This window comes from Aeromonas sp. QDB25 (assembly GCF_027707725.1).
In the GTDB taxonomy this organism is placed as follows: domain Bacteria; phylum Pseudomonadota; class Gammaproteobacteria; order Enterobacterales; family Aeromonadaceae; genus Aeromonas; species Aeromonas caviae.
Window position 1 is genome coordinate 67,253 of record NZ_JAPCIZ010000011.1, and the last position, 18,447, is coordinate 85,699.

The 18,447-nt window shown below is 63.1% G+C and carries 17 protein-coding genes and 1 pseudogene; 11 read left to right on the top strand and 7 right to left on the bottom strand.

The window, feature by feature from the left end:
* Nucleotides 1-11 precede the first annotated feature (11 nt).
* From pheT to PG883_RS06050, 11 genes are all read left to right on the top strand, one after another.
* Entirely contained in the window at nucleotides 12-2,399 is a 2,388-nt protein-coding gene (pheT, locus tag PG883_RS06000) for a phenylalanine--tRNA ligase subunit beta (protein ID WP_010674798.1), read from the top strand.
* 3 nt (nucleotides 2,400-2,402) lie between these two features.
* Nucleotides 2,403-2,699 (top strand): integration host factor subunit alpha, encoded by a 297-nt coding sequence (ihfA, locus tag PG883_RS06005; protein ID WP_005300715.1) that lies wholly within the window; start codon nucleotides 2,403-2,405, stop codon nucleotides 2,697-2,699.
* A gap of 36 nt (nucleotides 2,700-2,735) precedes the next feature.
* Nucleotides 2,736-6,677, top strand: a complete 3,942-nt coding sequence (locus PG883_RS06010; protein ID WP_102948508.1) for an ATP-binding protein — start codon at nucleotides 2,736-2,738, stop codon at nucleotides 6,675-6,677.
* Nucleotide 6,678: 1 nt separating this feature from the next.
* Nucleotides 6,679-7,929, top strand: coding sequence for a response regulator (locus PG883_RS06015; RefSeq protein WP_010674796.1), 1,251 nt, complete (start codon nucleotides 6,679-6,681; stop codon nucleotides 7,927-7,929).
* Nucleotides 7,930-8,544, top strand: a complete 615-nt coding sequence (locus PG883_RS06020; RefSeq protein WP_010674795.1) for a GNAT family N-acetyltransferase — start codon at nucleotides 7,930-7,932, stop codon at nucleotides 8,542-8,544.
* A 72-nt stretch (nucleotides 8,545-8,616) separates the two neighbouring features.
* Nucleotides 8,617-9,390: a Sir2 family NAD+-dependent deacetylase gene (cobB, locus tag PG883_RS06025; protein ID WP_010674794.1), complete on the top strand. Its 774-nt coding sequence runs from the start codon at nucleotides 8,617-8,619 to the stop codon at nucleotides 9,388-9,390.
* Nucleotides 9,391-9,475: 85 nt separating this feature from the next.
* Nucleotides 9,476-9,955, top strand: a complete 480-nt coding sequence (locus PG883_RS06030) for a hypothetical protein (protein WP_029314555.1) — start codon at nucleotides 9,476-9,478, stop codon at nucleotides 9,953-9,955.
* Nucleotides 9,952-10,368, top strand: coding sequence for a hypothetical protein (locus tag PG883_RS06035; protein WP_029314553.1), 417 nt, complete (start codon nucleotides 9,952-9,954; stop codon nucleotides 10,366-10,368). Before PG883_RS06030 ends, PG883_RS06035 begins: the two co-directional genes overlap by 4 nt.
* Before the next feature lie 5 nt (nucleotides 10,369-10,373).
* Nucleotides 10,374-10,844 (top strand): GGDEF domain-containing protein, encoded by a 471-nt coding sequence (locus PG883_RS06040; RefSeq protein ID WP_029314552.1) that lies wholly within the window; start codon nucleotides 10,374-10,376, stop codon nucleotides 10,842-10,844.
* Entirely contained in the window at nucleotides 10,790-11,344 is a 555-nt protein-coding gene (locus PG883_RS06045; RefSeq protein ID WP_252592984.1) for a hypothetical protein, read from the top strand. Before PG883_RS06040 ends, PG883_RS06045 begins: the two co-directional genes overlap by 55 nt.
* Before the next feature lie 14 nt (nucleotides 11,345-11,358).
* Nucleotides 11,359-11,598: a hypothetical protein gene (locus PG883_RS06050; RefSeq protein WP_029314550.1), complete on the top strand. Its 240-nt coding sequence runs from the start codon at nucleotides 11,359-11,361 to the stop codon at nucleotides 11,596-11,598.
* Between the two features lie 89 nt (nucleotides 11,599-11,687).
* Here the strand turns inward: PG883_RS06050 and PG883_RS06055 are convergent, their stop codons facing one another.
* From PG883_RS06055 to PG883_RS06085, 7 genes and pseudogenes are all read right to left on the bottom strand, one after another.
* Nucleotides 11,688-12,713, bottom strand: coding sequence for a substrate-binding domain-containing protein (locus PG883_RS06055; RefSeq protein WP_041211440.1), 1,026 nt, complete (start codon nucleotides 12,711-12,713; stop codon nucleotides 11,688-11,690).
* The gene (gene rbsK, locus PG883_RS06060) at nucleotides 12,713-13,645 is read right to left on the bottom strand and encodes a ribokinase (protein WP_270807033.1); all 933 of its coding nucleotides are present in this window, start codon (nucleotides 13,643-13,645) and stop codon (nucleotides 12,713-12,715) included. Before rbsK ends, PG883_RS06055 begins: the two co-directional genes overlap by 1 nt.
* 98 nt (nucleotides 13,646-13,743) lie before the next feature.
* Entirely contained in the window at nucleotides 13,744-14,619 is an 876-nt protein-coding gene (gene rbsB, locus PG883_RS06065; RefSeq protein ID WP_010674790.1) for a ribose ABC transporter substrate-binding protein RbsB, read from the bottom strand.
* 30 nt (nucleotides 14,620-14,649) lie between these two features.
* The gene (gene rbsC / locus PG883_RS06070) at nucleotides 14,650-15,618 is read right to left on the bottom strand and encodes a ribose ABC transporter permease (protein WP_010674789.1); all 969 of its coding nucleotides are present in this window, start codon (nucleotides 15,616-15,618) and stop codon (nucleotides 14,650-14,652) included.
* Nucleotides 15,615-17,144, bottom strand: a complete 1,530-nt coding sequence (gene rbsA / locus PG883_RS06075; RefSeq protein WP_010674788.1) for a ribose ABC transporter ATP-binding protein RbsA — start codon at nucleotides 17,142-17,144, stop codon at nucleotides 15,615-15,617. Before rbsA ends, rbsC begins: the two co-directional genes overlap by 4 nt.
* Nucleotides 17,145-17,179: 35 nt before the next feature.
* Nucleotides 17,180-17,599 carry a D-ribose pyranase gene (gene rbsD, locus PG883_RS06080; protein WP_010674787.1) on the bottom strand — a complete coding sequence of 140 codons (420 nt, stop codon included), beginning with the start codon at nucleotides 17,597-17,599 and terminating at the stop codon, nucleotides 17,180-17,182.
* Between the two features lie 245 nt (nucleotides 17,600-17,844).
* A pseudogene (locus tag PG883_RS06085) lies at nucleotides 17,845-18,180 on the bottom strand (glutathione S-transferase C-terminal domain-containing protein); the annotation flags it as partial.
* Nucleotides 18,181-18,447: the final 267 nt, after the last annotated feature.

Sequence of the window (18,447 nt, forward strand, 5' to 3'; positions counted from 1 at the left end):
GGCGAGAGAACATGAAATTCAGTAAATCCTGGGTGATGGAGTGGGTCCGCACCGAGTTGAGTGACAATGCACTGGCCGAGCAGATCACCATGGCCGGTCTGGAAGTGGACGCCGTGGAAGCGGTGGCCGGCCAGTTCAACAATGTGGTCGTGGGTGAAGTGGTCGAGTGCGCCCAGCACCCGGACGCGGACAAGCTGCGGGTGACCAAGGTCAATGTGGGCGAGGCTGAGCTGCTGGACATCGTCTGCGGTGCGCCGAACTGCCGCGCCGGCCTCAAAGTGTGCGTGGCCAAGGTCGGGGCGACCCTGCCGGGTGATTTCACCATCAAGAAAGCCAAGCTGCGCGGCCAGCCGTCCCACGGCATGCTCTGCTCCTTCAGCGAGCTGGGCATCGACGTCGAAGCCGATGGCATCATCGAGCTGCCGCTGGATGCCCCCATCGGGACCGATATCCGTGAATACCTCGCGCTCAACGACGTCAGCATCGATGTGGATCTGACCCCGAACCGTGCCGATTGCCTCGGCATCGCGGGTCTGGCCCGTGAAATCGGCGTGCTCAACAGCGTGGACGTGGTCGAGCCGACCTGGGCGCCGGCTGCTGCCACCTGTGATGCCACCTTCCCGATCCGGGTTGAAGCGCCGGCGGATTGCCCCCGTTATCTCGGTCGTGTCATCAAGGGGCTGAACCTGCACGCCCAGAGCCCGCTCTGGATGCAGGAGAAGCTGCGCCGTGGCGGCATCCGCTCCATCGACGCCATCGTCGACATCACCAACTACCTGCTGCTGGAATACGGCCAGCCGATGCACGCCTTCGACCTGGCGACGCTTGAAGGGGAACTGGTGGTGCGCCGCGCCCGTGCCGACGAGCCCATGACTCTGCTCGATGGCAACGAGGTGAAGCTCAAAGAGACCACGCTCGTGATTGCCGACGCCAAAGGCCCTGCCTGCATGGCCGGCATCTTCGGCGGCGATCGCACCGGTGTCTCCGAGACCACCACCGACATCCTGCTGGAGTGCGCCTTCTTCGCGCCGCTCTCCATCACCGGCCGTGCCCGTGCCTACGGTCTGCATACCGATTCTTCCCACCGCTTCGAGCGCGGGGTGGATCCCGAGCTGCAGGCCAAGGTGATGGATCGTGCCACCCGTCTGCTGCTGGACATCTGCGGTGGTGAAGCGGGTCCGGTCATCGAAGTCAAATCCGATACCCATCTGCCCAAGGCTGCCCCCATCAAGCTGCGTCGCACCAAGCTCGACAAGGTGATCGGCATCAGCGTGGCGGATGCGCAGGTGGTCGAAATTCTGACTCGTCTGGGCATGCAGGTAACCGTGGATACTGACGGCTGGACCGCGCTGGCTCCCTCCTGGCGTTTCGACATTGCCATCGAGGAAGACCTCATCGAGGAAGTTGCCCGCATCTACGGCTACAACAACATCCCGAACCTCAAACCCGCCGCCTCCCTCGCGATGGTGGAGCAGGCTGAAGGGCAGGTGACCCTGAAGCGGGTGCGCGACCTGCTGGTTGACCGCGGTTTCCAGGAAGCGATCACCTACAGCTTTGTCGATCCCAAGGCTCAGCAGACCCTGTTCCCGCAGAGCGATGCCATCGTGTTGCCGAACCCGATCTCCGTCGAGATGTCCGCCATGCGCGTCTCTCTGTTCCCGGGTCTGGTGCAGGCGGTGGTCTACAACCAGAACCGTCAGCAGCCGCGCGTGCGCCTGTTCGAGCAGGGCCTGCGTTTCATCAAGGACGAGAATGCCGAGAACGGCATCCGTCAGGAGCCTATGCTGGCCGGCATCATCACCGGTAACCAGGGGGACGAGCACTGGGATGTCAAGGCCCGTCCCGTCGACTTCTTCGATCTGAAGGGTGACCTGGAAGCGGTGCTGGATCTGACTGCAGAAGGGGCTACCTTCACCTTCGAGCGCACCGAGCACAGTGCCCTGCATCCGGGCCAGAGCGCAGCCATTCTGCGCAATGGCGTCGTGATCGGCCACATCGGCGTGATCCATCCGAGCCTCGAGAAGAAGCTGGGGCTCAAGAGCCGCGCTGTCATGTTCGAGCTGGAGCTGGACAAACTGACGCCGGCCAAGGTGCCGGTTGCTGCCGAAGTATCCAAGTTCCCGGCCAACCGTCGCGACATCGCCGTGGTGGTTGACAGACAGATCCTGGCAGGCGACGTTCTGGCAGTAATTAAAAAAGTTGGCGGAAATCAGTTAGTTGGAATAAACTTGTTCGACGTATACCAGGGCGCTGGTATGGCAGAGGACAAGAAGAGCCTGGCCATCAGCCTGGTGTTGCAAGACACCCAGCGCACCCTGGAGGAGAAAGAGATCGCCGAGACCGTGGACAATGTCGTGCGGGCCCTCGGTGAAGAGTTGAATGCATCCTTGAGGGATTGATCTATGGCGCTTACCAAAGCCGACATTGCAGAGCACCTGTTCACCCAGCTCGGGATGAGCAAGCGTGAAGCCAAAGATATGGTGGAAGCCTTCTTTGAGGAGATCAGACAGGCGCTCGAGCGTGGCGAACAGGTCAAGATTTCCGGCTTCGGTAACTTCGATCTTCGCGAGAAGAACCAGCGTCCCGGACGCAACCCCAAGACGGGGGAGGATATTCCCATCAGCGCCCGTCGTGTGGTGACCTTCCGGCCCGGCCAGAAGCTCAAGGCCAGGGTAGAAAATGTTGAACCCAACGAGTGACAAAAAGCCAGGCAATCGCCTGGCTTTTCCGTTCCGATGATAAAAATCCTTCTGTTGTCCGGCGCGCTGCTGGCCTTGCCACTGCGTGCCGCCATACTCCCGCTGTCACCGGATGCCCAGGCTTATGCCGATTCGCTCACCGGACTGACCTTCTGTTACCCGGCCCTGCAACGTCCTCCCTATCTGGAGGCGGAGGGGGGCCTGCTTATCGATCGCATGACGCGGCTGGCAGAGCTGTTGCCGGTACCGGTGCATGTCGAGAAGCGGCCGAGCTGGGCAGCCGTGACGCAGGATCTGCTGCACGGGCGCTGCGATCTCATTCCTCACGTCGGGCCTGCCCGGTCGAACTCGAGCGATACCGTCTTGAGCCGGGCCATGATGGAAGCGGAGTCCGCCATCCTCTATCGGGGTGAGCTCGATCAGGCGCAGTTTCTGGTGTCACCCATCTGGCAGGCCCAGGAGACCCTGAAGCGTCTCTATCCTGGTTCATCCCAGCAACTGCTGACCGATGCCGAGAACTGGTATGGTGCCCTGGTGGCCGGCAAGGGCAGCGCCTATCTCGGTGATTATCTGCAACTGCGCTACCTGATGCGGGAATTCCCGGATGAAGGGCTGCGCCTTCGTCGTCTTCGCAGCGACGATCTGGTCATCAGCTACCGGCTGATGATGCGCAACCAGCCCGAGTTGCTCGAGCTGGTGGATACGGCCATCCGCTATTTGCCGCCGGGCAGTCTCTACCGGGATCTGGGCAAGTATCTGCCTCAGGGTGAGCAGGATGTGAATCCCCTGCATTTTACCGACAAGGAGCAGGCCTGGCTGGTCGGCAAGGCCCACACCATCAAGATGGTGGCGGATCCCGGCTTCATGCCGTACAGCGGCGTCAACCGGCAGGGAGCGCTCATTGGCTGGAGTGCGGATGTCTTGCGGGAAGTGAGTCGGCAGACGGGGCTGCGCTTCGAGCTGGTGCCCGCCGCCAGCCGGGAGGAGGCGTTGGCATTGCTGCGCAGTGGCGATGCCGTCATGATGGTCGGACTGATGGAGTCCGCCGCCCTGAACAAGGAGTTCGACTTCACCAGGATGGTGGCGACCAGCCGCTATGCCCTGGTCAGTCGCAGCAAGAGGGGGCCAGTCTCCCTCGCGGACGTGAGTGGCAAGGTGGTGGTCCCGAGAATGCTCTATGATCCCGGCCTGCTTGCCCGGTTCGGCCAGCATGAGTGGGAGGTCACCGACAACCTGCTGCAGGGATTGGCGGCGGTGCGGCATGGGGATGCCCAGGCCATGCTGGCGGAGTTGTACCAGCTCCAATATCCCATTCGAAACAACCAGTTGAGCGAGCTGACCATCACCGAATTGCCGGAGCGTTTCGGCCTCGGCTTTGCCATCCGGCCGGAACAGACCAGCCTGGCAGGGGTGCTGGATCAGAGCCTGATGACCCTCAATGATCGGCAGGTGGACGAGCTGGTGCAACGCTGGCGCCACCTGGTGGTCAACCAGCAGGAGGGGGTCAGCTACGGTTTCTGGCTTGGCTCCGTGTTGCTGGCACTGCTGATCAGCATGGCGGTGATCTGGTCAGTCTGGCGATCCCGCCAGCAACTGGCCCAGGAGGCCCGCGAGCGTCACAAGGTAGAGCAGGCGCTGGCGCTGGAAAGCAAGTTCAGGGAGTCTCTCTTCCAGGCGCTCCCCGTTCCCGTGTTCTTGCGCAATGACAAGGGGGAGGTGATCAAGCGCAACAAGCGGGCCAAGCGCATGGAGGCGCGCTACGCCGCCGATCTGGTGCTGCCCGCGCCTCAGTTGCAGGGCGCCGAAGGGGAGCTGGCGCTGCACGAGCAGGTCTACTCCTATGCCCAGATCCCCTTGCGACTGGGGCCCCAGGCACCGGCAGGGGATCTTATCGCCCTCTCCGACATCAGCGCTCTGCGCGAGCGTACCCGCCTGCTGCGTCAGGCGGAGCGGCGCCTGCGCGCCCTCACCAATACGGTGCCCGGTGTGGTGCTGCAATTCACCCTGCTGGGGGGAGCCATCACCCGGGTGGAGTTTGTGAGCCGGGGCAGTCACGAGCTGCTGGGGCTGGCGAGCCAGCAGATCCGGGTCAATCCCAACGAGACCCTGACCCGCATCTCCCATCAGGACAGGCGCGAGATGCGAGCCCCCATGCTGGCCATGCTGCAAGCCGGACGACCTTTCTCCCATCTGCTGCGCTATCAGCACCCCGCCAAGGGAACCCGCTGGCTGCAATTTTCCGGCAGGGGGCGCCGTCAGGGAGAGGGGTGGCGGATCTACGGGGTGGTGCAGGATGTGACGGCCAGGGTGGAGCAGGAGCACTCCCTGCAACTTTCCCACGAGCAGGCCCAGCAGGCCGTGCTTGCCAAGGGGCGCTTCCTGGCCGCCGTGAGCCACGAGATCCGCACCCCCATGAACGCCATGCTCGGCCTGCTGGAGTGGCTCGAGCAGACCGAGCTCAATGCAGAGCAGGCCTCGGTTCTGGCCCATGTGAGACAGGCGGGCAATGAACTGCTCGGATTGCTCAACGACGTACTCGACTTCAGCCGCAACGAGACGCGCCAGTTGCGCCTCTCCGTGCAGCCCACGGATCTGGTGGAGCTGTGCGAGCATGTGGCGGCGGTGCACTGGTCCAAGGCGCGATCCCGCCATCTGCAGCTGCGCTTGGCGCTCGACCCGGCGCTGCCCGCCTTGATGGAACTCGATCCCCACCGGGTGCAACAGGTGCTGCACAACCTGCTCTCCAACGCCATCAAGTTCAGCGAGCGGGGAGAGGTGGTACTCTGGGCCCGGCGGCAAGGGGAGTGGATTTTGTGCGGGGTGGATGACGAGGGGCCCGGGATCAGTGCCGAGCTGTTGCCCCGGTTGTTCCAGCCCTTCGAACAAGGGGAGGAGCCTGGCCAGCCCAGAGCCCAGGGGACCGGGCTTGGGCTGGCCATCTGCCGCCAGCTGATGGAACAGATAGGGGGCGAGATCCGGGTCGAACCTCTGGCTCGCGGGGGCAGCCGTTTCCTCTGTTCCTTGCCCCTAAGACATGCGCAGGAGAAGGCGCTCTGGCAACCGCGCGTCAAGACGGTCTCCCTGCAACTGTTGCCCGGGGAACTTGAATATATGCGGGCCTGGCTCGCAGCGTTTGGCGTGGCCGAGGATCCGGCGGCACCTTGCCTTGGGGCCATGCAGGACGATGGGGGCTTGCGCGCCTGGTACTGGCAGGGGGAACCCTGGATCCCGGGCTCCGTGGTCAGCCTGCTGCAGCCCAGACTCGTCCGTGGCGCCGAGGAGATCACGGACCTGCCGGGGGCAGGCAGGCGGGTGCTGCTGGTGGAAGATCACGAGGTGAACAGAATGCTGATCAGCATGCAGCTGGGTCAGCTGGGGGCCCGGGTATTGAGCGCGGCCAATGGCCGTCTGGCACTGGAGATCCTGCAATCGGAGTCGGTGGATCTGGTGCTGACGGATCTGCAGATGCCGGTGATGGACGGCGCCGAGCTCTGCAGGCAATTGCACGCCGATGAACGCTGGCAGCATCTACCCGTCTACGTGATCACCGCGGATCTCAGCGAGCAGGCGGCGCAGCGACTGGCGGAATGCGGCTGTCAGGGCCATCTGGACAAACCCGTTTTGCTCAGGGATCTGGCCGTATTGCTTCGTACCGTCTTTGGCCCCCATGACGGGGGGAAGGCACCGCAGCCAACGGCAGCCCTTTCCCTGCCCGTGTCCCTCAGCCCGGCCCTCGTAGACATCTATCTGGCATCGGTTCACCATGATCTGGCCGACATTGAGCGGTGTGTCACACAAGGGGACGAGAAGGCCCTCAATACGGCTTTACACAAGATGAAGGGGGCCGCCAAAATGGTGGGGGCTACCCCCCTGGTAGAGGTGATCGACCGTTGGCAGGAGGCCCCCGGACATCCCCTTGCAGCCGCCTTGAGGCAGTGCGTGGAAGAGGTCTGCCGACAACTGGGCGAGAGAGCATGACATGATCATCACAGATGAAGAGTTGATGGCCTTGCTGGAGTCTGATGACAGCCAGGAGCCAACGTTTTACCCGGTCAGCGTCTATGCCCTGGACGCCGTCTCCCATCTGGCGGTCAAGGGAGCGGGCCTGCCGGCCTATGCCAATCTGCACCGCACCCGACCCGATGCCGGCTGGCAATGGGAAGGACTGTTTGCCGCCGGGGCCATCGCCCTGTTTGATCCTGCCTCTCATCAGGGGGCCGACTATCTGCCTCATCTGTTGGCTCCCGGGGCAGGGATCTATCGCCTCAGCGATCCCTGGCTCGAGGGGTTGCAGGCACGGGAGCAGGGGTGGCGTGCCTGGCTCGCCCAGTGCCAGATCCTGCTGCTCGAAGATCACCCCTTCCAGGGAGCCTGCATTCAGCAGGAGATCCAGGGACTGGGGTTGCCCTGCCACTGGGTTCAGGATGGCGAAGGGTGCCTCAAGGCGCTGGAAGAGGGGGGCGTGAGATTGCTTATCTGTGATCTCAGCCTAGCGGAGCAGGATGCCATCAGCCTGCTGATGAGCCATCCCCAGTATCACCACAGCGGTCTGCCCATCATCCTGCTCTCCGCTCATGATCAGACCCTGATAGACGGCGCCCGGCGTCTCCTGCACGATGCGGGTTTCAACGTGCTGGCCGCCCTGGCCAAGCCGCTGCAAAGCGACGATCTGCTGCGTCTGCTCAAGATGCTCTATCTTGGCCCCCAGCGTCAGCGCAGGCTGGGCGGGCTCAAGCGCACCGTGCGTAGCTGGCAGGGAGAGGCGAGAGGACAGCTTGGGCTGCTGGCAGATGCGGCTTCCTGCACGCTGCCGATCTGGCTGAGCCTGAGCGGTCTTTCCCCTCACTGGGAGCCGCTCAAGCTCTGGCTCGAGCAGCATGGACGAGAAGCAAGCGAACTCACCCTGGTCATCCACCGACGGGATCACCTGCTGAGCCAGGCGGACCGTTTCGCCCTGGTGCTGCAGGCGAGCCTCGCGGGGGCCAGACTCGCGCTGCTGCTCGATCATGCCCAGCACCTGCCGTTTGATCTCATCGAGCGTCTGCCGTTGCAATCCTTGCTGCTCGGGCAACACCTGCTGCCCGAACTGGAGGCGATGGCTGCCGACTCCTTGCTGGCCCGCTTCATCCAGCGCTCCCGGGAGCTTGGCATCGCGCTCTACCTCGACGACCCCTTCAACCTGCAGGATGCCGCCCAGTGGCAGGATCGCGGCGTGGCAGGGCGCTGGTAAATGGCTCGCTATCTTTGCTGGCCGCTCGATGAGCCGCGCTTGTGGCAGGGAATGTCGGGTTGGACGGCTCCCGCCTCACGGGCCGCCTTGCCGATGACGATGGTGGTGGGGGGGCTGACTTGCCGCTTGCAGGAGCTGGCGGGCTGCGACCCGAAGCGAATAAGCGCGGCCTATGACGCCCTGAGCGAGCAGAGCGTCTATTTGCGCTTCATGCGGGCCAAGCAGCCTGCGACGGCCGAGCAGCTCGCCTTCTTTCTCGACTACCCCAGAGAACCCCAGATAGGATTGCTGCTGACCGACGAGCAGGGGACGCCGCTTGCCATGGCCCAGTCCGTTCGCCGGCGCCTGCACCCGGACAGGGCCGAGTTCTCCTGCATCGTCGCGGATCATTTTCAGCATCGCGGCGCCGGGCGTCGCATCCTGCTGGCGCTTGCGCGGCTGGCATACGGGGAGGGGATCCGGGAGTGGACGGCGGAAGTGCTCGGCCAGAATCGCCCCATGCTGGCTCTGCTCAAGGGGCTCGGGTTGCCGCTTACCCTGGTGACAGGACGGGAGATGGTCTTTGCCAGGCTGGATCTCGCGCCCATGGCGAGCTTTGTGCTCCCATCGGCCTAAGACCAAGGGCGAATGGGCCGCCTCTTGCTCCTGTGCTAAGGTCAGCCTGTTACCCGTTGGAGGAGAACAACCATGGTGCAGTCAGCCAAACATATCGTGATCCTCACCGGTGCCGGCATCTCGGCCGAATCCGGTATCAAGACCTTCCGGGCCTGTGATGGCCTGTGGGAAGAGCACAGGGTGGAGGACGTGGCCACCCCTGAAGGCTATGCGCGGGATCCCGAACTGGTACAACGTTTCTACAATGCACGGCGCCATCAGTTGCAGCGCGCCGAGATCCACCCCAATCCGGCCCACTATGCATTGGCCCGTCTGGAGCGCCTGCTGCCGGGGCGCGTCACCTTGGTCACCCAGAACATCGACAACCTGCACGAGAGTGCCGGCAGCAAGAACCTCATCCACATGCACGGCGAGTTGCTCAAGGCCCGCTGCCCGGGCTCGGGTCAGGTGATCGAGTGGCGCGGGGATCTCCATCAGGAAGAGCTGTGTTCCTGCTGCCAGTTTCCCCACCCGCTGCGCCCCCATGTGGTCTGGTTCGGGGAGATGCCCCTCGGACTTGACCGCATCTACTCGGCCCTGGCTCAGTGCGATCTCTTCATCTCCATCGGGACCTCCGGGGCGGTCTACCCTGCCGCCGGATTCGTCCATGAGGCCGGCCTGAACGGTGCCCATACGGTGGAGCTCAATCTGGAGCCGAGCGAAGTGGGCAGCCAGTTTGATGAAAAACGTTATGGTCCGGCTTCCTTGCTGGTGCCCGCTTTTGTGGATGAACTCCTGCAAAGTTGCGGAGTGCATCAGCCTCTCTCCGTCGAGGGCCATAACTGGATGGAGATGCGGGGCCCCTAATTATTGATTTTTCACACAGTTGCATTGACCCACTGAAATCGCCACACTGGCTCCTAACTTCAAGATGCAGTTGGCACAACATGTCATGAACTTTCCAACGCGCGGGATGGCCTCGCTCCTGCTGGTGCTTTTCTCGTTCGGTACCCAGGCTTCCTCCTCTTCGCTATTGCAACTGATCCTGCCGGACAAGCGGGAAATCACCCTGGATGAGGCGGCGTTGGCAGCCTTGCCACAAGTGGAGTTCGAGACGGCGACGCCCTGGACCCTCGGCACTCACCGCTATCGTGGACCGACCCTGAAGAGCGTGCTGGCGGCGCAGCAGGTGGATAGTGCCAGCGCCATCGATGTCGCCGCACTCAATGGCTACCAGCAGCGGGTCGATCTCTCCCTGTTTGCCAAGGTGCCGCTGACCCTGGTGCGTTACCAGGATGACAAACCGCTCACCCGTCGCAATAAAGGGCCGCTCTGGCTGCTGGTCCCCCTCTCGGCCCATCCCGACATGGATGTGTCCGCCATCCACAACAACATGGTCTGGCAGGTGATCCGCATCGAGGTTGTCCCGTGACGCGACGACAGCGAGATAACCTGCTGCTTGCAGCCATTTCCCTGCTGTTTCTCTTCTCGTCCCTCTGGGGGCTGCTGCTGCAGAGTCGGCACGAGCAGCTCGTTGACATGTTCTACCGCAACACCCACTGGAACATCAGCCAGGTAATGCAGGAGTCCCAGCGATTTCTCTATGATGTGCGCCTCTACCGTGCCGGGGCGCTCGACATGGCGGCCCTGAGCCTGGATTACGACCTGCTGTGGAACCGGCTGGATGTGTTCCTGATCAGTACCGAGACCGCCGATGCGCGGGCGAGGCATGGGTTGGGGGAGGTGCTTGAACGGCTCTTTGACGAACTCAAGGGGCTGGATCCCCAGATGCAGTCCGGGGAGCTGAAGAGGGGTAAGCCCTCGATCTTGCCCTCGTCCGGCTGACCGGCTTGACCCATCAGGTGGAGCAGATTGGGGATCAGATCCTCTCCGGCCAGGAGCGGGAAGCCTCCCTCAACCAGTTGCGCCAGAGCCTGTTCTGGATCCAGATCTGGCAGTTGATCCTGCTGGTGATGGGCTGTGTGCTGGTCTTTGCCCTCATTCGAACCAATCTGCAGAATCGTCGCCTCTCCCTGCTCGATCCCATGACCCGGCTTGGCAACCGTCGGGCCTTGCAGGGGCAGCTCAGGCAATCCCTGCTGCAAGTTCGGGTCCAGGCGCTGGCGGTGCTGGATCTGAAGCGGTTCAAGCAGGTCAATGATCTGCTCGGATACCAGGTTGGTGATCGTCTGTTGCAGGCGGTCGCGGCCCGGTTGCGCCAGGCATGCCCCGGCCGTGCGTACCGGTTGGGGGGGATGAGTTCGCCGTGGTGCTGGACGACGAAGAGGGAGATCTCGATGCCCGCATGGCGGCTATGGTGAGCCTGTTGCAGTTTGAGTTCGTGACCCGGGAAAGCAGCTTTGATCTGGCGTGTCGCTTCGGAGTGGCCAGGCGCGAGGGTGGCGAGGATGCCGATGAGCTATTGGAGCAGGCCATATTGGCATTGAACGAGGCCAAGCGTGAGGGGACCATCCTGGTGTGGTATCAGAGTGCGATGAAGGCTGACCTCCACATGGCCCAGCGGCAGCTGCACCAACTGCGGGAATGGCTGGCGGGGGCCGCCCCTTCCCCCCTGGAGACCCTCTGCGAGGCGATGAGAGACGAGCAGGGCGTGCCGGTGACGGCGGTCAGCCTGCGCTGGCAGGTGAGTCAGCAGCCCTGTGACGTGGGCTGGATGCAAGAGCGTGGTGTCCTTGGGCCCGTGATGGCACGATGGCTGACAGAAGAGCCATGCAGTGGCACCTTGCTGGTAAGGCTTCATCAGCCTGCCCAGCTGGCCCCTCTGCTGGCGAGCCTGCCCCCCTTGCCACAGGGGGGCTGATCCTGGCATTGCCTGTGCTGATACCGGATGCCACCCTGCTTGAGAAGATGCGCGAGTGTGGCTGCATGCTGGCGCTGAGCGAGCTTGGCAGCAGCGCCCCCGAACTGCTGCAAGCGGGCTGGCCAATTCGCTACTGGCTGCCAGCACCCTCCGGGTACGAGGCGCTGCTCCAGCCGTTGGCAACGGCGCTGGGGCTGCTGCGCCTGGCTCCCCGGGGAGAGGCGCAGCAAGAGGATGATCTCAAGCTGAGTTGAGTGGTGGCTTGTGCAGTCTCGGGGCCGATGTCAAGGAGACAATACACAGAAGGGCGGCTCATGGCCGCCCTTCTGCTGCTTGCTGACACTTAAACTGGTTTGCTGTCCGGTGAGGAAAAGGGAGCGCAGGAGTGTCTGATCACCAGGTCCGGATCCACGGTGATCATGCGGTTTGCGATGGGCTCGCCGTTGATGCGTGCCAAGAGCCGGGTGACGGCGAGACGGCCCAGCTCCTCTTTCGGTTGATTGACCGTGGTGAGCGGGGGGGACATGAACTGGGCCAGCGCCACGTTGTCATAGCCGACGATGGAGAGATCGCGGGGGATCACCAGCCCTGCCTGATGGGCGGCACTGATGACCCCCATGGCCATCATGTCGTTGCAGACAAACAGCGCGGTGGGACGCTCTGGCAGCGCCAGCAGGCGGGTCATGGCGGCGGCGCCGCTGGCGCAGTCAAAGTCTCCCTCCTGGATCCAGCCCGGATTGACGGTGAGCCCGGCCTCCTGCATCGCTTGCTCGAAACCCGCCTGGCGCTGGTTGGCCGGGGCGCGGCTGTGGGGTCCCGTGATGCAACCGATGGCAGTGTGACCCAGCCCCAGCAGATGGCGGGTTGCCAGGTAGCCGCCGCGATGGGAGTTGTCGGCGATGAGATCCACCTCGCCGTTCTCCATGCCCCAGTCCATCACCACGACCGGCAGGCTCTTGAGCCAGTCGAGCTGGTTGAACACCTCCTGCTGCCCCTCGCTGCACATGATGAGCAGGCCGTCGACCCGTTTCCTGAGCATCATCTTGAGGTAGGAGAGCGCCGTCTCGGCCTGTCCTTCGGTGTTGCCCAGCATCAGGTTGTAACCCTGCTCGAAGCAGTAGCGCTCCACCCCGCGCACCACCTCGGCGAAGAAGGGGTTGCTGGAGGTGGTGACCAGCATGCCGATGCTGTTGGTCTCCTTTACCTTGAGGCTGCGGGCCACCAGGCTTGGGGCATAGTTGAGATCGCGCATGGCGGCGAAGACCCGCTCCCGGGTCTCTTCGGCGACGAAACGGGTCTCGTTGATGACGTGGGAAACGGTGGTGGTCGACACCCCCGCCAGCGCAGCCACCTCCTTGATATTGGCCATCAGTGCCCCTGCGCAGTCTGTTCAAGGAGGAAAGCATCGACCTCCTGCTTGCTCGGGATGGAGCTCTGGGCACCAAACCGGGTGACGGAGAGTGCCGCCGCCCCGTGGGCAAAGCGTACGGCTGCGTCAAAGTCGGCGCCGGCGAGCTCGGCCGCCAGGAAGGCGCCGTTGAAGGTATCCCCGGCCGCCGTGGTATCCACCGCCTTGACCCGAAAACCCGGCATGAGCGCCTGTTTCTGCCCCTTGCTGCAATAGACCCCTTGAGACCCCAGGGTGATCATCACCTCACCGATGCCCATCTGGTGGAAGCGGGTGGCAGCCTCCCGGGCGCTCGCTTCGTCCGTCACCTTGACGCCGGTCAGCAGCTCGGCCTCGGTCTGGTTGGGGGTGATGAGGTCCACCAGCGCCAGCAGATCCCTTGAGAGCGGGCGCGCGGGGGCGGGGTTGAGCACCACCCGGGTGCCGTGGGCACGAGCCAGACGGGCCGCTTCCTGCGCGCTCTCCAGCGGCACTTCCAGTTGCAGCAGCAGGGTGTGGGCGGCGGCGATCATCGCCTCGTGACCTTGCACTACGGCCGGGGTGAGGGCGCCATTGGCTTCGGCGGAGATGCCGATGCTGTTCTCCCCCTCGTCGCTCACATAGATGATGGCGATGCCGGTGGGGAGCCTGGGGTCGAGTTCGACGGCGCTGACATCGATGCCGTCGTTGGCAAACCCGGTTTTCATCTGGTGGCCGATGGCATCATCACCGATGCGGGCGATGAAGGAGACAGGGGCGCCGAGGCGGGCGGCGGCCACCGCCTGATTGGCGCCCTTGCCGCCGGGAACGACCTGATAGCTGTGGCCGGTCAGGGTTTCACCGGGGCGGGGAAAGTGGGGGACGCGCAGCACATGATCCGCATTCACGCTGCCGAGGACTACGAGACGATTCATTCCTATCACCCTTGGTTGAGTACATCCTGGTCTGGGTGGACCCAGACCAGGCGGCACTGGCGGAAAAAGAGAGGGGAGGCGAACCTCCCCCCGTCAACTTACTTGTTGACGATTTGCAGCGGTACCGGGATGGATTTTTCCACCGGTTGACCCTTGAGCACCTTGTCGGCGGTTTCCACGCCGATGGCGCCGATGAGGGCAGGCTGCTGGGCCACGGTGGCGGCCAGTTTACCCTTGGCCACGGCGGCTTTGCCATCGTCGGTGCCGTCAAAGCCCACGATCATCACCTCTTTGCCAGCGGCCTGCACGGCGCGGATGGCACCCAGCGCCATCTCGTCGTTCTGGGCGAACACTGCCTGCACGGTCGGATGGGCGGCCAGCAGGTTCTCCATGACGTTCAGACCCTTGGTGCGGTCAAAGTCGGCGGGTTGGGAGGCCAGCACCTGCAGTTTGTTGGCGGTGACCGCCAGGGCGAAGCCTTCGCCGCGATCACGGGCGGCGGAGGTACCTGCGATCCCTTCCAGCTGGATCACCTTGGCACCGCTGCCCAGCTTCTCGGCGATGAAGTCGCCAGCCAGCTTGCCACCGGCCACGTTGTCGGAGGCGATGTGGGCCTTGACGTCACCCTGGGCTGCGCCGCGGTCCAGGGTCAGCACCGGGATGTTCGCCTTGTTGGCCAGGCGAATGGCGTTGCCCACGGCTTCGGAGTCGGTCGGGTTGATCAGGATGGCGTTGACCTTGCGCACGGTGAGATCTTCCACGTTGGAGAGCTCCTTGGCCGGGTCGTTCTGGGAGTCCAGCACCACCAGCTCGTAGCCAAGCTCCTTGGCCTTGGCTTCGGCCCCCTCCTTCATGGTGACGAAGAAGGGGTTGTTGAGGGTGGAGACCACCATCGCCAGGGTGTGATCCGCGGCCTGGGCGGTGCCCAGCACGGACATGATGGCGGCAGCGAGCAGGGTATTGAGCTTTTTCATCATTTCATTCCTTGTGTGTGGCGTGGCTTGTTAACGGTTGCTTTTGTTATCGATCATCACAGCAAGCAAAATCACGCTGGCCTTGGCGATCATCTGGTAATAGGAGCTGACGTCGAGCAGGTTGAGGGCATTGTTGAGGAAGCCGATGATGAGGGCACCGATCAGGGTACCCATGATACGGCCCTTGCCCCCCATCAGGCTGGTGCCCCCCAGCACAACGGCGGCGATGGCATCCAGCTCGTACCCCATGCCGGCTGTGGGCTGGGCGGAGGAGAGGCGGGATGTGACGATGAGCCCGGCCAGTGCCGACAGCATGCCGCACAGACCATACACCGCGAGCTTGACCCGATCCACATTGATACCAGAGAGGCGGGTGGCCGATTCGTTGCCGCCGAGGGCATAGATGTGGCGGCCCAGGCGAGTGTGGTTGAGCAGGTACCAGGCCAGCAGGAAGACGATGGCCATCAGCCAGATGGGCACCGGCAGACCCAGCAGGTAGCCGGTCCCGAGCCAGGCGAAGTGATCGGCGCCGTCACTGAAGCCGGTGGAGATGGGGCGCCCCTCGGTGTAGACCATGGTGACGCCGCGCAGGGCGGTCATGGTGACCAGGGTGGCGATGAACGCCTGTACCTTGCCCTTGGCGATGATGAGGCCGCTGATGCTGCCAAGCAGGGCGCCGGCCCCCAGGGTGAGGGGGATCACCAGGCCGATGGGCAGTTCCATGGCCACCATGGTGGCGGCCAGGGCGCCGCACAGGGCCAGTACCGAGCCGACCGACAGATCGATGCCGGCGGTGAGGATGACCAGCGTCATGCCGACCGCCATGATGGCGTTGACCGATGTCTGGCGCAGGATGTTGAGCAGGTTGTCGGCGGTGAAGAAGTTGGGGCTCAGGAAAGAGACCACGCCGATCAGCACCAGCAGCGCGACCAGGGACTTGTTCTCGATCCACCAGGCCATGCTCATGACGCCGCGGCGGGAAAGGGTTTGGGTTGTCATTGTGCTGCCTCTTGCTCTGCTTGCCACTGTTTACCGACTGCCGCTGCCATCAGCTTCTCCTGATTGGCATCGCGGGTGTTGAATTCTGCGCTGATGCGCCCTTCGTGCATCACCATAATGCGATCACTCATGCCGAGCACTTCCGGCATTTCGGAGGAGACCAGGATGATGCTCATCCCCTCCTTCTTGAACTGGTTGATGAGCTGATAGATCTCCTTCTTGGCGCCGACATCGACGCCGCGGGTCGGCTCATCCAGGATCAGCACCTTGGGCCGGGTCAGCAGCCCCTTGGCGATGGCCACCTTCTGCTGGTTGCCGCCGGAGAGGAGCTTGATCAGCTGATCCTGACTCGGGGTCTTGATGTTGAACAGACGCACATAGTCTCCTACCGCCTGGCGCTCGGCCTTGCCGTCAATCTTGCCGCCACGAATGAACTCGCCGAGGGCGCACAGGCTCATGTTTTCGCGCACCGACAGCTCCAGCACCAGGCCGTCGCCCTTGCGATCCTCGGAGATATAGGCGATGCCAGCGGCCAGACCATCGGCCGGGCTTCTGGGTACCAGGGCGTGGCCATCCACCGTCATCTGGCCAGCGCTGATGGGGCTGGCACCGTAGATGAGCTTCATCAGCTCGGTGCGGCCGGAGCCCATCAGGCCGCTAAAGCCCAGAATTTCACCCTGACGCAGGGAGAAGCTCACCCCGCGCACGCCGGGGCCGGCCAAATCCTTCACCTGCAGGCTGACGGGGCCGAGTTCGCGCACCAGGCGCGGGTACTGCTCTTCCAGCCGGCGACCCACCATCATCTCGATGATCCTGTCTTCGTCGAGATCGCTCACCGCCTGCTCGCCGATCCACTTGCCGTCCCGCAGCACGGTGACCCGATCGCAGATTTCGAAGATCTCCTTCAAGCGATGGGAGATATAGACGATGCCGCAGCCCTGCTCGCGCAGTTCGCGAATGACGGTGAAAAGCTGCTCGGTTTCGGTGTCGGTGAGGGCATCGGTGGGTTCGTCCATGATGATGACGCTGGCATCGAACGACAGCGCCTTGGCGATCTCCACCATCTGCTGTTCGCCGATGGAGAGATCCCCTAGCCGGGTATCCGGGCCGTGTTTGACGCCAAGTCGTGCCAGCAGGGTGCTGGCCCGTTCGCGCAGTTGCTTGTGGTCGATGCTGCCAAAACGGGTGCGCGGTTCGCGGCCGAGGAAGATATTGGCGGCAATCGACAATTCCGGCAGCAGGTTCAGCTCCTGGTGGATGATGCTGATCCCCTGATCCTGGGAGTCGCGGGGGCCCTTGAAGTGAACCGGCTGGCCGCGATAGCTGATGCTGCCCGAATCGGCCTGGTAGATGCCGGTCAGCACCTTCATCAGGGTCGACTTGCCAGCGCCATTTTCGCCGAGCAGGGCCATCACCTGGCCCGGATAGACCCGAAGACCCGCTTCGTCGAGGGCGCGCACACCGGGGAAGGTCTTGACGATCTCGGTCAGCTCCAGAATGGGTGAGAGGGGGGAGGTTGTGCTCATTTGCAGCTTCCTTGAAGAGGCCTTCTTTGAAGAATTCAGAACGCCACACCGGCGCAGAGGATCAGGTTGGCGTAGGGAGTCACCTCGCCGCTGCGCACGATAGCCTTGCTCTGGCAGGAGCGAGCCTTGAACGCTTCGTGCAGGCAGTACTCGATGGTGATGGGCTTGCCCTGGGCGGCTGCGTGGGCCTCCAGCTGATCCACCAGCGCCTGATGGGCGGCGGGACTGATCTGCTTGATCTCGCTTGCCATGATCACCTTCTCCACCACCAGGTCGGTGAGTAGGGCGGTCAGTACGGTTTCAAGGCTGGGGGTGCCCGCCATCAGCGCCAGATCGATGCGCTCGGGGCCTGCCGGAATGGGCAGGCCCGCATCGCAGACGGTGATCTCGTCGGTGTGGCCCATCTGCGCGACCAGCGCGCTTAAGGGAGCATTGAGCAGCTTGCCTCGTTTCATACAGCACCTCGGCGGCCTGGGACCGCATATGGATATTGAGTTGGGCAATCGGTTACGCAACCGGTTGCGTCATTAGGGCGAAAGATAAGTGTTAACCGTTAACGGGTCTAGGCAGTGATGACGAAAATGTGAAAACGATCTCAGTGACAGGGCAATTTCAGAAGAAACGGGTGCCAGAAGAGCACCCGTCTGAGAGGCGTCGCCGGATGTTGCCCGTACAAAAAGGCGTACCCAGCGCGAGGAGATCAGAGGGCGAGCGCCGCCTGCACTGCGGGGCGGGCCAGCATGCGCTGATAGTGATCCGCCACCTTGGGAAACTCGCTGATGGCAACCCCGTCGCTCTCGAGCCAGCCTGCAATCACGAAGAGGTAGATGTCGGCCAGGCTGAAGCGCTCCCCCAGTACCCAGGGGCCGGCCAGATAGTGGCGCTCAATCTGGTCAAAGCCATCGCGCATGTTCTGGGGCATCTTGGCCTGCATGGCAGCCATGGCCTGTTCATCGTCGGCCCAGCGGCCGGGACGGCGTCCATGGGCATGGGCGACATGGACGGTGGAGACGAGGAAACTGTGTACCTCCTGTAGGGGGAACCGCAGAATTCGGAAAAAATCGTACGCTAAGCTAACGGTGTTCTCGTGACAGCTCTTTGACTAGGCTTTCTAAGGCCATTCTGATAGCCCTGACTTCCTGAAAAGCCATGGCTAAAATTTGTGCGGCTAAAAGGGATAACCGATGGTAAAGCGCGAATTCAACTCCGAAGTGCAACACCCGCCAAATCAAGCAACCTGTCGTAGTTCATCAAACACGATCTGCGGTTGCCTGAAATCCAAACATTTGCGCGGTCTAAGGTT